At 72.5% G+C, this 13842-nt stretch carries 12 protein-coding genes; 10 read left to right on the forward strand and 2 right to left on the reverse strand.

The features are described 5' to 3' along the window. The first annotated feature begins 6 nt into the window (after positions 1-6). Together ACZ5CW_RS02245 and ACZ5CW_RS02250 are read left to right on the forward strand one after the other, a co-directional pair. A complete protein-coding gene (locus ACZ5CW_RS02245; protein ID WP_468597567.1) occupies positions 7-723 on the forward strand; it encodes an HNH endonuclease family protein in 717 nt (238 codons plus the stop codon). 44 nt (positions 724-767) lie between these two features. After that, complete coding sequence (locus ACZ5CW_RS02250) at positions 768-1511, forward strand: GNAT family N-acetyltransferase (RefSeq protein WP_468597569.1); 744 nt, start codon at positions 768-770, stop codon at positions 1509-1511. A 64-nt stretch (positions 1512-1575) separates the two neighbouring features. Here ACZ5CW_RS02250 and ACZ5CW_RS02255 read toward each other — a convergent pair whose 3' ends face one another. Both ACZ5CW_RS02255 and ACZ5CW_RS02260 read right to left on the reverse strand, forming a co-directional pair. After that, positions 1576-2301, reverse strand: a complete 726-nt coding sequence (locus ACZ5CW_RS02255; protein WP_468597571.1) for a hypothetical protein — start codon at positions 2299-2301, stop codon at positions 1576-1578. A 164-nt stretch (positions 2302-2465) separates the two neighbouring features. Further along, positions 2466-3155, reverse strand: a complete 690-nt coding sequence (locus ACZ5CW_RS02260) for a hypothetical protein (RefSeq protein WP_468597572.1) — start codon at positions 3153-3155, stop codon at positions 2466-2468. Positions 3156-3343: 188 nt separating this feature from the next. On the opposite strand from ACZ5CW_RS02260, the gene ACZ5CW_RS02265 reads away from it, so the two are divergent. The 8 genes from ACZ5CW_RS02265 to ACZ5CW_RS02300 all read left to right on the forward strand — a co-directional run bounded on the left by ACZ5CW_RS02265 (position 3344) and on the right by ACZ5CW_RS02300 (position 13666). Beyond that, positions 3344-5653: an N-6 DNA methylase gene (locus tag ACZ5CW_RS02265; protein WP_468597574.1), complete on the forward strand. Its 2310-nt coding sequence runs from the start codon at positions 3344-3346 to the stop codon at positions 5651-5653. Positions 5654-5807: 154 nt separating this feature from the next. After that, a complete protein-coding gene (locus ACZ5CW_RS02270) occupies positions 5808-6482 on the forward strand; it encodes a hypothetical protein (RefSeq protein WP_468597575.1) in 675 nt (224 codons plus the stop codon). A gap of 38 nt (positions 6483-6520) precedes the next feature. Then, positions 6521-8014, forward strand: a complete 1494-nt coding sequence (locus ACZ5CW_RS02275; RefSeq protein WP_468597761.1) for a protein kinase domain-containing protein — start codon at positions 6521-6523, stop codon at positions 8012-8014. Positions 8015-8154: 140 nt separating this feature from the next. Beyond that, the gene (locus tag ACZ5CW_RS02280) at positions 8155-8982 is read left to right on the forward strand and encodes a glycoside hydrolase domain-containing protein (protein WP_468597576.1); all 828 of its coding nucleotides are present in this window, start codon (positions 8155-8157) and stop codon (positions 8980-8982) included. A gap of 146 nt (positions 8983-9128) precedes the next feature. Further along, complete coding sequence (locus tag ACZ5CW_RS02285; RefSeq protein ID WP_468597578.1) at positions 9129-9779, forward strand: SurA N-terminal domain-containing protein; 651 nt, start codon at positions 9129-9131, stop codon at positions 9777-9779. 81 nt (positions 9780-9860) lie between these two features. After that, a complete protein-coding gene (locus tag ACZ5CW_RS02290) occupies positions 9861-10856 on the forward strand; it encodes a nucleoside triphosphate pyrophosphohydrolase (protein ID WP_468597579.1) in 996 nt (331 codons plus the stop codon). Between the two features lie 305 nt (positions 10857-11161). Next, positions 11162-12451: a cytochrome P450 family protein gene (locus ACZ5CW_RS02295; protein ID WP_468597581.1), complete on the forward strand. Its 1290-nt coding sequence runs from the start codon at positions 11162-11164 to the stop codon at positions 12449-12451. Between the two features lie 156 nt (positions 12452-12607). Next, positions 12608-13666 carry a transglycosylase family protein gene (locus ACZ5CW_RS02300; protein ID WP_468597583.1) on the forward strand — a complete coding sequence of 353 codons (1059 nt, stop codon included), beginning with the start codon at positions 12608-12610 and terminating at the stop codon, positions 13664-13666. The last annotated feature ends 176 nt before the right edge of the window (positions 13667-13842 follow it).

Here is a 13842-nt window from a genome sequence, read left to right on the forward strand (position 1 = left end):
CGCAGCGTGACGCGTCTGAAGGGCGGGGCGGTCACCGCCGTGGCCGTACTGGTCGCCGTGGCCGGCTGCAAGTCCGAGCAGACCGGCGCAGCCGCCGGACCCGAGGAGACCGGGACCGGCGGCGCGGCCCTGACCGCCGCCGGCTCACTGACCGTCAAGGGCCGTGCCCCCAAGACCGGTTACTCCCGCGCCCGGTTCGGGACCGCCTGGGCGGACACCGACTCCAACTCCTGCGACACCCGCGACGACATCCTCCAGCGCGATCTGCGGGAGGTGCGGTTCACCGGCGGCACCTGCAAGGTCTCCTACGGCCTGCTCGACCCGGACCCGTACTCCGGCAAGGACATCACCTACCGGCGCGGCCGCAGCCAGGTCGACATCGACCATGTCGTCGCCCTCTCGGACGCCTGGCAGAAGGGCGCCAAGTACTGGGACCCCAGCAAGCGCATAGCCCTCGCCAACGACCCCCTCAACCTCATCGCCGTCGACGCGAGCACCAACCGCGGCAAGGGAGACGGCGACGCGGCCACCTGGCTCCCGCCCCGCAAGGGCTACCGCTGCGCCTATGTCGCCGCGCAGGTGGCGGTCAAGAAGAAGTACGGCCTGTGGGTCACCACCGCCGAGAAGACCGCCATGAAAAAGGTCCTCGCCACCTGCCCGGACCAGAAACTCCCCTCGGGCGGCAACCCGACCAGGGCACCGGAACGCTTCCGGGCGCACTGAAAACACCTACCCATGAGCGGCGCGCGCCACCTACCGTGACCCGCATGAACGTCGAGGTGAGCAGCATCGCCGAGCGGCCCGACCGGCTGCCCGCGCTGTGGGAGATGGCCGACACGTGGCCCGAGTTCGTGACCAACGACCCCGTGGGCAACGCCCACTACGGCCGCATCCCCCTGGAACTGCCGGAATACGCGCTGTTCGCCGAGGACGACAACGGTGACATCGTCGCCCACGCCTACAGCGTGCCCTTCGCCCTCGACCTCGACGGCCGGCGCACCCTGCCCGCGCGCGGCTGGGACCAGATCCTGCTGTGGGCCTTCGCCGATCTGCGCCGCGGCACCCGCCCGGACACGGTGAGCGCCGTCTCCGTCACCATCGCCCCGCACGCCCAGGGCCACGGCCTGTCCGCCCTCCTGCTCTCGGCGATGCGGGACAACGCCCGCGCCCGCGGCTTCCGGGAGGTCGTCGCCCCCGTCCGGCCCAACGCCAAGCACCGCGAACCGCACACCCCGATCACCGAGTACGCCCACCGGGTGCGCCCCGACGGGCTGCCCGAGGACCCGTGGCTGCGCGTCCACGCCCGGGCCGGCGCCACCATCGACTCGATCGCCCCGGCCTCCATGACCGTGGGCGCGTCGCTGGAGGAGTGGCGCGGCTGGACCGGGCTGCCCTTCGACACCGCCGGCGACGTCGAGGTGCCCGGCGCCCTGGTCCCGGTCCGCTGCGAACCGGAGCGCGGCTACGCCGTCTACGTCGAGCCCAACGTATGGATGCGCCACCGGCTGTGACCCGAGGCCGGCCCCGGCCCGGCGTCAGGTCACAGCGATCAGGCGGATCCGCCTCGCCGCGGGATCACGCGGCCGACCTGCCCTTCAGGGACTGAAGGACCTCGGCCGTCACCTTCTTCGCGGTCGCGGCACCGTCGTCGTTGCCCGCCGTGGACAGCACGGTGACCACGGTGCTGCCCGAGCGGGCCGCGACCAGGGTGGTGCCGTTCTCCCAGGCACCGCTCGTCAGCGTCATCGTGTACGCCTCCTCGCCGAGCCCGTCCGTGGACTTGCCCGTGACCTTCACCTTGGCGTGCACGTCCGTGTCCGTGAAGGTGGCGCACTCGGTGGCGACGGACCGCAGCTCCTTCATGACCGTCTGCGCCGTGGTGCCCTGGAACGCGTCGATCTCCTCGGCCACCTCCTCGGTCTTGTCGTGGTTCACGAAGTCGTCCTGCGCGAAGGACACGCCTCCCTTGTACCCGGTCACCTGGATCCAGGAGGTGCCCTCCAGCCTGGTGCAGTCCGGCTTCGCGGTGTTCCTGCCGGACGGGGAGAGGAACTGGTCCCCGCTGTCCGCGACGCCGTCGGCCTCACGGGTGAACCCGGCCGGGAAGGCCGACGCGGGCGCCAGCACCTGCTTGAGCTGCGTACCGGTGAGCAGACCGGCGTTGGGGTCCTTCGCCTTGGCCGGCTCGGCGCTCGCGCCGGACTCGGCGGAGGAGTCGGAGGAACCGCTGGAACAGGCGGACAGGGCCAGCGGGAGTGCCGCGACGGCGAGCAGCGTGACGGCACGGGACGAGAGACGCATGACGTTCCTTCAAACGATGGGTGAAACGGGGGATGTGCACGGCCGGAGGGTGCCTACGGCCGGAGGCATACGGCCAGGGGTGTCCAGGGCCGGGGGGTGTGTGCGGCGAGCCGCACGCCGCCGGGCCGGGGTGTCGCGCCCCGCCCCGGCGGCGTTCCGAGGGGTCAGGCCTTCTTCCAGTCGCCGCAGCCGGTCGTCTTGAAGTAGGCGTCCGTCGGGCTGATGGTGACGACGGCGCTGCCCGTCACGTTGTTGTTGGCGATGATCGAGTTCAGGCCCTGTTCGGCGTCCTTGGTGCGCTCCCAGTAGCAGGAGTCGTCGGCGTTCCCGGTGGACCTGTACGTGCCCGGGGCGATGTCCGTGCCGACCTTGAACATACCGCCGTCGCCGGCCATCGAGGAGGCGGGCTTGCCCTTCGCCTTCGGGTCGACGGCCTCCCAGTCCTCGCATCCGCTGGACTTGAACAGCTTGTCGGTGGCCTTGATGGTCACGTAACTCGTGCCGGTGACGTTGTCGTTGGCCAGCAGCGAGTCCATCTCGCCCTTGGCGTCCTTGGCGCGCTCCCAGTAGCACATGTCGTCGGTGTTGCCGGTCGTGCGGTACGTGCCCGGCTTCACGTCGGAGCCGACCTGGTACTCGCCGTCGCCGGCGATGGCGGCCTTCTTCTTCTCGGCGGCCTGGGCGCCCCCGGAGTCCTTCTTGCCGCCGGACCGGTGCTCGGCGGAGGCCGAAGAGCCCTTGCCGCTCCCCCCGGAACCGCTGTCCTTGTCGTCGCTGCCGGCGTTCGCGGACACGGCACCGATGACGACGATCCCGACGACGGCACCGAGCGCGACCTTGGCCTTCATGCCCATGGCGAATCCCTCCCCAAAGCGGCGGCCGCCCCCTGCGGTGGCCGCTCGTTCGCTGGGTCAATAAGACCAGAGGCTGTGAACCGAGTCAACACGGTTCACAGGGATGAGTGTGTACACGGTCGTGAATCCCCGGATGTCGTGTGCGCCGGTATGCTCGATGCACACACGGGACGAGGGGAGCGGGGCCGGTGCAGGACAACGCGACAGAGGTGACCGCGGCCGGTATCGCGCGGCTCGCCGGAGTGGGCCGAGCCGCCGTCAGCAACTGGCGCCGCCGGCACGCCGATTTCCCCAAGCCGGTCGGCGGCACCGAGACCAGTCCGTCCTTCGCGCTCGCCGAGGTCGAAGCGTGGCTCCGCAAGCAGGGCAAACTCGCCGAGGTCCCGCTGCGTGAACGCGTCTGGCAGCAGCTCGCCGGCCATCCCGAGGGCCCGCTGACAGCCCTGGTGCACGCCGGCTGCGTGCTGCTGCTGATCCATGAACGCCCCACCGTCTGGCTCGACGCGAGCGCCGGCTCCGACACGCGGCTGGCCGCGATGCTCCCCGGCGCCCTGGAGCAGGTGCTGACCCCGCGCTTCGGCGGCACGCCCGGCCGCGCGGTCCACGGCGGCCGACCCGCGGGCACGGCGGCGGCGGCTGTGAACACCTCCCGGGACGCGCAGGGTGTGAACACCGCACCGACCGGCTCTGCTGTGAACGCGGCACCCGCCGCCCCGGGCGTGAACCCGTCACCGGCACCGGACGCTGTGAACGCCCCACCGGCACCGCACGCCGTGAACACGCCCTCAGCTGTTCACAGCACGCCCGCCGCGCACAGCGCTCCCGCCGGCCACGACACCCCCAGCGCTCCGGGCGGCCCGGCCCCCTCCAGCACCCCGGCCGTCCCCACCCCCACCGGCCCCCAGCTCCTCCCCTCCGCTCCCCTCCTGCGCGGCGCCGCCGAGTTGGCCGCCGAGGTGGGGGCGCGGCAGGCGTTCGAATTCCTGCTGGGCCGGCACCTGGACGCCAACCCCCGCCAGTACACGCTCACCCCGGCCGAACTCGCCGGTCTCATGGCCGACCTCGCCGGCCCCGCCCGCAGCGTCCTCGACCCGGCCTGCGGCACCGGCGCCCTGCTGCGCGCCGTCGACACCCGCCCCGGCCAGGAGCTGTACGCCCAGGACAGCGCCTCCGACCTCGCCGCCCTCGCCGCACTGCGGCTGGCGCTGCACTCCCGGGCCGCCGTGCGCGCCGCCGCGGGCGACACCCTGCGCGCCGACGCCCACCCGGAGCTGCGCGCGGACGCGGTCCTGTGCCACCCGCCGTTCAACGAGCGCAACTGGGGCCATGACGAACTGGCCTACGACCCCCGCTGGGAGTACGGCTTCCCGGCGCGCACCGAGTCCGAGCTGGCCTGGGTGCAGCACGCGCTGGCCCGGCTGACCGACGGCGGCACCGCCGTGCTGCTCATGCCGCCGGCCGCGGCCTCCCGCCGTTCCGGGCGCCGTATCCGCGCCGACCTGCTGCGCCGGGGCGCGCTCCGGGCCGTGGTCGCGCTGCCGGTCGGGGCGGCACCGCCGTACAACATCCCGCTGCACGTGTGGGTGCTGCGCCGGCCCGACCGGACGCCGGCGTCGCCCGAGGTGCTGCTCGTGGACACCGGGAGGTTCGCCGGGGAGGGGCGCGGCGGCCCGGACTGGGCGGCGGTACGGGACGCCGTCCTGGACGCCTGGCGCGCCTTCGCGCGCGAGGGGCGGCTGGAGGAGCGGCCGGGGCTCGCCCGTTCCGTGCCCGTCATCGAACTCCTCGACGACGACGTGGACCTGGCCCCCGCCCGCCATCTGCCGCCGGCGGTGGCCGACGGCGCGGAGCAGCTCACGGCGGTGCGCGAGCGCCTCGGCGCCACCCTGCGCCTGACCGCCGACCTCACGCCGCCCCCCGCCGACCCGGCGCCGCCCGCTCGCTGGCCGCTCACCACCATCGGCGAACTCGCGCGCGGGGGCGCGCTGGTGATGCGCACCGGCGGAAACGGCGGCCACGCGCGCGTGCCCGTTCTCACCGACCACGACGTCCTCGCCGGCACGGCACCCTCCGGCACGCTTCCCGAGAGCGGGGAGGAGGCCGTACTGACCGAGCCGGGCGATGTCGTCGTACCGGTGCTCGGCGGTGGCTCGATGGCGCGGGTGATCGACGACGCGACGGGGGGTGCCGCCCTGGGCCGCAACCTGGTGCTGCTGCGCACCGATCGCACGGCGCTCGACCCCTGGTTCCTCGCCGGGTTCCTGCGCGGCACCGCCAACAACCGCCAGGCCAGCAGCTACGCCTCCACCGCGACCCGCCTGGACGTGCGCCGGCTGCAGCTGCCCCGGCTCCCGCTGGAGGAACAGCGGCGCTACGGCGCCCGCTTCCGTGCACTGGACGAGTTCGAGCGGGCGCTGCGCCACGCGAGCCGGCTCGGGGACCAGCTCGTGCGCGGGATGTACGACGGCCTCACCGACGGGACGGTGGCGCCGGACTGAGGGCGGACCGGCGGGCGTGCGAAGTGATCAGTACGACAACGGTTCGGTGCAACCCGTGACCGCTTGTCCGTGTCGGCCTATACGCTCGAACTCCGACACCGAACCCATCGCTCGCACGTCCGTCCCCATCGGCATCACCGGTCCAGGAGCAGTCATGTACGGCAACGGCGCGCCGTCGCCCACCCGCAGCGCGAGTACCGTCATCACCCTGCGCGTGCTGTTCGCCGCCGTCGGCTTCCTCTCGTGCGGACTGCTCGCGTGCGCGCCGCTGTTCCGGGTGGCCTTCCTGCGCGGCCGGTGGTTCGACTGGACGGCGGCCTGGGTGAGCCTGCCGCTGTCCATCACGTGCTTCGCGGTGGTCGGCTCCGTGAAGGAGAGCGACCACCGGGGCGACATCGCCCTCGCCGTGGTGCTGCTGCTGGGTGCCGTGGCCAGTGTGTACTTCCTGGTCATGGACATACGGCTGGTCGACCAGCGGCAGCGGTACGCCGGTCACGCGCCCGGAGCGCAGACCGTGCCGGGTACCGCGTACGGCCATCCGCATGCGGCGTCCCCGTACGCGGTCACCCAGCCCGCGCCCCAGCCGTACCTGCCCCAGCCGCCCATGCACCAGACGCCGGTGCCGCAGCCGCCATTGCACCAGACACCGGTGCCTCAGCCGCCGATGCACCAGACACCGGTGCCTCAGGCACGTCCGCCGCAGAGCCCCGTACCGGCCCCGCCGTCGCAGCGCCCCGCGCCCGCCCGCATCGACCAGGTCCGCGCCGAACTCGACGAGCTGAGCGACTACCTGCGCCGGCAGGACGGCAACCACGAGGACGGCAGGTGACCGTGGCGACAGGGCGTGTCGTCGCCGACCGGTACGAACTGTCCACGCTCATCGGGCAGGGCGGCATGGGCCAGGTCTGGACGGCCTACGACCAGCGGCTGGACCGGCGTGTGGCGGTGAAGCTGCTGCGCCCCGACAAGGTGGCGGGCCAGGAGGCGGACGAGCTGCGCCGCCGGTTCGTGCGCGAGTGCCGGGTGACCGCGCAGGTCGACCACCCGGGGCTGGTCACGGTGCACGACGCGGGCAGCGAGGGCGAGGAGCTGTTCCTCGTCATGCAGTACGTGGACGGCGCCGACCTCTCCGACCACCTCGCCGAACACACCCCGTACCCGTGGCAATGGGCGGTCGCGGTGGCCGCGCAGCTGTGCGCGGTGCTGAGCGCCGTGCACGCGGTGCCGATCGTCCACCGCGACCTCAAGCCGCGGAACGTGATGGTGAAGCAGGACGGCACGGTCACCGTCCTCGACCTGGGCGTGGCCTCGGTCATCGACACCGACACCACCCGCCTCACCCACACCGGCTCACCGATCGGCTCTCCCGCCTACATGGCGCCCGAGCAGGCGATGGGCGGCGCGGTCGGCCCGTACACCGACCTGTACGCGCTGGGCGTGCTGCTGCACGAACTGCTCAGCGGGGACGTGCCCTTCGCGGGTTCCACGGCGCTCGGGGTGCTGCACCGGCACCTGTACGAGCCGCCGCTGCCCGTGCGCCGTATCCGTCCCGAGGTCCCCGAGGCGCTCGAGACCCTCGTGCTGAGGCTGCTCGCCAAGGACCCGCAGCACCGGCCGGCGTCCGCGCAGGAGGTCTACGAGGACCTGGCACTGCTCCTGCCCGCCCGCGGGATGCCCACAGGGGCTCCCCTGGACCCCACGCGCCCCTTCCTGCGCCCCCACGCCCCCTGGCCGGACCGCGCCCGGACTCCCGCGCCCCAGCCCGCCCCCGTCGCGCCCGCGCCGCCGGTCGCCGACAGACCCGATGTCGCCGCGGCCGTGGACGAGGTCAAGCGCCTGCTGGGGGAGGGCCGCATCACCCAGGCCGTCGACATCCTCGGCACGATCCTGCCCGCCGCAGCCGAACAGCACGGCGAGCACTCCCCGGTGGTGCGCACTCTGCGCAAGCAGTACGCCGCCACGCTCATGGACGACGGCCAGTACCGGCGCGCACTGCCCGAGCTGCGCCGCCTCGCCGACGAACGCGCCGCCGAGGCCGGCCAGGCCGACCCGCAGTCCCTGCGCTTCCGCTACGAGGCCGCGCAGTGCCTGGAGCAGCTCGGCGAGCCGGCGGCGGCGCTCGCCGAGTACCGCACGCTGCTGCCGTACTACGAGAACCAGTACGTCTCCGGCGACCCGCAGCTCGCCCACGAGGTCCGCCGGCGCATCGGCCACCTGCTGCTCGCCCTCGGCGACCGGTCGGCCGCGCACGACACGCTGGCCCGGCTGGTGATGGACGTGGAGCGGGTGCACGGTCCAGGCCACCCGATGGCCGTGGAGATCCGCCGCACCCTGCAGTGGCTCGGGCAGGTGCGCGGCTAGATTTTGCTGCTCCCCGGCAGACTCTTGAGAACTGCGGGGGCTTACGTTTTCCGAGGGCGGAACCGGAGCCGGATACCTTGCGCTTCGTTTCGCCGGGTACGCACGCGCGTGGATCGCCGTGCACGAACAGGGGTGGGGTCATGGCCGGGCATCGGCAGTCGAAGAAGCGCAGATACATCACGTGGGCGGTGGCCGGTGCGTCCGTCCTCGCCGGGGCCGGCATCGCCGCGCAGACCTCCATGGCCGCCACCACCTGGCCCGCCCAGAAGACGTTCACGGGCCGCGCGTTCGACACCTGCACCGCGCCCTCCCTGGCAGCGATGAAGGCCTGGCACACGGGCTTCTACGGCGCGGCCGCCGTCTACGTGGGCGGCAAGAACCGCGGCTGCGCCCAGCCCAACCTCACCGCCTCCTGGGTCAAGTCGGTCAGCTCCCTGGGCTGGAAGCTCGTACCGATCTACGTCGGCGCCCAGCCGCCCTGCCAGTCCGGCTCCAGCCCGGAGAAGCTGACCGCCTCCACCGCCGCCTCCCTGGGGGCGAAGGACGCCGCCGACGCCGTCGCCAAGGCGTCCGCGCTGGGGATGAAGGCGGGCAGCCCGATCTACCTGGACATGGAGGCGTACGACATCACGAACAAGGCGTGCAACGACGCCGTGCTGACGTATGTACGCGCCTTCGACAAGGGACTGCGCGCCAAGACGTACCGGGCCGGCTACTACGGCTTCAGCAGCTCCAGCGCCAAGGCCGTCGCCACCGCCAAGGACAAGACGGACCTGCCGGGCAACCTCTGGTACGCGCTGTGGGACAAGCAGAACACCACCACCGCGGACTGGCCGTGGGGCTCCACCCAGTTCACCGGCCACAGCCGCGCTCACCAGTACATGGTCAACAGCAAGGAGACGCACGGCGGCGTCACGCTCACCGTCGACCGTGACGCCTGGGACGCCCCGGTGGCCATCACCGGCTGACCCGGATCGCCCTCCGGCGGGGCGCGGCGGTGCCCGAAGCGCGCGCGAATCGTTGGTCGAATGGGTTGGCCGCAGCCTGCCCACTGCCTACCATCGATCATCGCAAGACTTTGTGCACCGTCGCACAATCTCCTCGGGAGGTTTCCTTGCACCGCCGCCGTCGCACCGCGCTCGTCCTCACCGCCGCGATCGCCGCCGCGGCACCCGTCCTCACCGCCTGCGGAAACGATGCGCATCCGGGCGCGGCGGCCGTCGTCGGAGGGCAGCGGATCACCGTCTCCCAGCTGGAGAGCCGGGTCAACGAGGTCCGCAAGGCCCAGCGGGCCGCGGTGCCGGACGAGTCCCAGTACCAGCAGGTGGTCGCCTCCACCGGCAGCCTCACGCGGGACACCCTGCACAACATGGTCCTCGACCGGGTGCTGCACCGTGCCGCGCAGGACGAGGGCATCTCGGTGACCCGCAAGGAGATCCAGGGGATGCGCGGGGAGCTGGAGCAGCAGGCCGGCGGCGCCAAAGGGCTGGAGACGGCCTGGCTGCAGAAGTACGGCATCGCCCCGGCACGCCTCGACGACAACCTCCGCCTCCAGCTGGAGGCGCAGAAGCTCGCGGCCAAGCTCGGCACCGACACCACCCAGCCCGCCTTCTGGAAGGCCCTGTCCAAGGCCTCCGAGGAACTCGACGTGGACCTCAACCCGCGCTACGGCTCCTGGGACGTGCAGAAGAGCAGCCGGGTGGACGCCAGGACGCCGTGGGTGCGGGAGGTCACGACAGCGGGCGACCAGCCGGTGACGACCTAGCCCGGCCATACGATCACACGAACCCCTCGGCCCTGTGGACAAAGGAATCCGCTCGCTCACGGCGTGGGTTACGTTCGGACCGTGAACGCATCCAGTCCCGAAGCCGCCGCCCCCGGCCGCATCGTCCTGCTCACCACCAGCCACCGCGTCGCCCCCGGCCTGCTGTCCTGGCCCGCCTGGCAGGCCCTGCGCACCGCCGACGCCGTGCTGTGCGCGGACGGCGCGCACCCGCAGCTGCCGTATCTGCGGGAGGCCGGGACAGCGGTCGAGGAGGCGTCCCCCACCGCGCAGGAACTGGTCGACGCCTGCGCCGGCGGCCGGACGGTGGTGGTCGTGGCGACGGGTGAGGGCGAGCCCGCCCTCACCGACGGCCTGGCCCGGCTGGCCGGTTCCGGGCGGGTCGCCATGCCGGAGCTGGAGCTGCTGCCCGCCTCCTACGACCTGCCTGGCGCCCGCCTCCTGGACCTCGTCCAGGTCATGGACCGCATCCGCGCCGAATGCCCGTGGTCCTCCCGGCAGACCCACCAGGGCCTGGCCAAGTACGGCATCGAGGAGGCGTACGAACTGGTCGAGGCGATCGAGGCCGGTGACCGCGAGGAACTGCGCGAGGAGCTGGGCGACGTCCTCCTCCAGGTCGTCTTCCACTCCCGCATCGCCGAGGAGGACCCGGACACGCCGTTCTCCATCGACGACGTGGCCGGCGGCATCGTCGCCAAGCTCATCCACCGCCACCCGCACGTGTTCGGCGACGAGAAGGCCGAGACCCCGGAGGACGTCAAGGCGCACTGGCTGCGCACCAAGGCCGAGGAGAAGCGGCGCACCTCGGTCACGCAGGGCGTCCCCCTCGGCCAGCCCGGCCTCGCCCTCGCCGCCAAGCTCGCCTCCCGTGCCCGCACGGCCGGCCTGGACGTGCCGCTCCCGCAGGGGGAGGGCGTCGGCTACGAACTGCTCGCCCTGGCCGTCCGCGCCGAGGCGGCCGGCGTCGACCCGGAAGCGGCACTGCGGGCAGCGGCACGCGTATACCGGGACGCCATACGGACGACAGAGGGGACGACACCGGAACAGAACGAGGCATAACCCGCCCGCCCCCCGCTCCCGGAAGCCCAGGCCGCCGACCGCGCCCGGCAGCCCCCGCCCTCGGAGGCTCCGCCCGGCAGCCCCCGCCCTCGGAGGCTCCGCCCGCCGACCGCGCCCGGCAGCCCCCGCCCTCGGAGGCTCCGGCCGCCGACCGCGCCCGTGCCCGCCCCGCCCGCCCACCGCCCGCCCCGGCCGTCGGCCGCGCCCGCCCGGCCCGGCCGGCCCAGGCACCGGCCCACGCCCCGGCCCCGGTTCCGGCCGTGCCCGCCAAAGCCGCACAGGGTGGCGCCGGATACCGTCGGGGGGTGACCGAGCAGCCCCGTCGTTCGACCGTTCCGGACTCCGCGCCCGACCTCTTCACCTGGGAGTTCGCGGCCGACCCCTACCCCGCCTACGCCTGGCTGCGCGAGCACGCGCCCGTGCGCCGGACACGGTTGCCCAGCGGGGTGGAGGCCTGGCTGGTCACCCGGTACGCCGATGCCAAGCAAGCCCTGGCCGACCAGCGGCTGAGCAAGAACCCGGCGCATCACGACGAGCCCGCGCACGCCAGGGGCAAGACCGGCATCCCGGGCGAGCGCAAGGCCGAGCTGATGACGCATCTGCTCAACATCGATCCGCCGGACCACACCCGGCTGCGCAGACTCGTCAGCAAGGCGTTCACCCCCCGTCGCGTCGCCGAGTTCGCGCCCCGCGTGCAGGAGCTGACCGACCACCTCATCGACCAGTTCGCGCAACGGGGTTCCGCCGACCTCATCCACGAGTTCGCCTTCCCGCTGCCCATCTACGCGATCTGCGACATGCTCGGCGTCCCCCGCGAGGACCAGGACGACTTCCGGGACTGGGCGGGCATGATGATCCGGCACGGCGGAGGGCCCCGGGGCGGGGTCGCCCGGTCGGTGAAGAAGATGCGCGGCTACCTGGCCGAGCTGATCCACAAGAAGCGCGAGGCGCTGCCCGCCGAACCCGCGCCCGGCGAGGACCTCATCTCCGCCCTCATCCGCGCCTCCGACCACGGCGAGCACCTCACCGAGAACGAGGCCGCCGCCATGGCCTTCATCCTCCTGTTCGCCGGCTTCGAGACGACCGTCAACCTCATCGGCAACGGCACCTACGCCCTGCTCACCCACCCCGAGCAGCGCCACCGGCTGCAGGAGTCCCTGGCGAAGGGGGAGCGGGACCTGCTGGAGACCGGCGTGGAGGAACTGCTCCGGTTCGACGGGCCGGTGGAGCTGGCGACCTGGCGGTTCGCCACCCGGCCGCTCACCATCGGCGGGCAGGACATCGCGGCGGGCGACCCGGTGCTCGTCGTGCTCGCCGCCGCCGACCGGGACCCGGAGCGGTTCGCCGACCCGGACGTGCTGGACCTCGCCCGCCGTGACAATCAGCACCTCGGCTACGGCCACGGCATCCACTACTGCCTCGGCGCGCCGCTCGCCCGGCTGGAGGGGCAGGCCGCGCTCGCCACCCTGCTCACCCGCCTGCCCGACCTGCGGCTCGGCGCGGATCCGGCGGAGCTGCGCTGGCGCGGCGGACTCATCATGCGCGGCCTGCGCACTCTGCCCGTGGAGTTCACTCCCGTACCCGACGGACCGTGAACAGTAAACATGACAGGCGTTCAACTCTGTGATCTTCACGTGATCTGCGCGGCATTAACTTGTGACAAGTGATCGTCTGCCGATACGTTCACCCATCAGCGCGGCGACAGGCTTCATCCGCCGTGCCGGTACTGCTGTCGCACGAAAGGCTCCCGCATGCTCTCCGGGAACGGTCGTCACCGTCGCCCCCGTCAGGCTCCGGCTCTCCTCGTCGCGGCCGGAGTGACCGGCTCCGCCATCGCCATCCCGCTGTTCGGCGCCGCGAGCGCCAACGCGGCCGACGGCACCACGTGGGACAAGGTGGCCGAATGCGAGAGCGGCGGCTCCTGGAGCGCGAACCCCGGCAACGGGTACTACGGCGGCCTGCAGATCTCGCAGGACGACTGGGACACCTACGGCGGCGGCCAGTACGCCGAGAGCGCCGACCAGGCGAGCCGTTCGCAGCAGATCGCGGTCGCCGAGAAGATCCTCGCCGACCGGGGCACCACCCCCTGGGCCACCTGCGCCCTGCTGTCCGGCCTGACGTCGAACTCCGGCTCCGTGGACGTCGACACGGGAGTCGACGGCTCCGGTGACACCGACGGTTCGGGCGACTCGTCCGGATCGACCGACAATTCCCACTCGTCTGGTTCGCCGGATTCCTCGTCGTCCGCCGACCCCGGCTCCCCCTCCGACTCCCACGCCGGCTCCGACTCCTCCGACGGTTCGGCCGGCACGCCGAACCACGGCCAGGGCGAGGACGAGGCCGCCGACCCCGATGCGGACTCCGGCGCGGACTCCGGCTCCAGTGGTACCAACACTCCCAAGTCCGACAAGTCCGTCGCTCCCGACACCGGAAACCCGCAGGGAAGCGACAGTGCGCCCACCGGCACTCCCACTGTCCCCAACTCGGACAATTCCCAGCAGAGTGCCGCCTCCTGGAGCCTCGTCGACACCGGTGCCCTCACCAGTGGCGGACGCCATCGGGGCGAGAGTGCGGACGAAACCGTGACAAACGGTCAGAGCGACACGGTGTCCGGCCGTCACGCCTCCCGTGAACCGGGTGCCTACACCGTCCGCGAGGGCGACTCGCTCGCCTCCATCGCCGACTCCCTTGAGGTCGACGGCGGATGGCGCGCGCTCTACGCCGAGAACAAGGAGGCCATCGGCTCCGACCCGAACCACATCTCCGCCGGTCAGGCCCTGGAAGTCGCTACCGAAACGGGCGAAAAGTAGCGGTAGTTGGCGCCCTGATTCGCGGCTGATGTCCGTTTTGGCGAAAGTGTGGGATGAGTCTCAGAAGCCCTGATCGTCTTTGAAATTCCGTCGATCGCCTGCCTACGGTCAGGACCGCTCGTCACCACGAGCCCCGGCAGTCGCAACGCCGAATCCTGCCAGCGGTTGCCCGGGAA

The sequence above is a fragment of the Streptomyces sp. NPDC031379 genome, assembly GCF_055569615.1.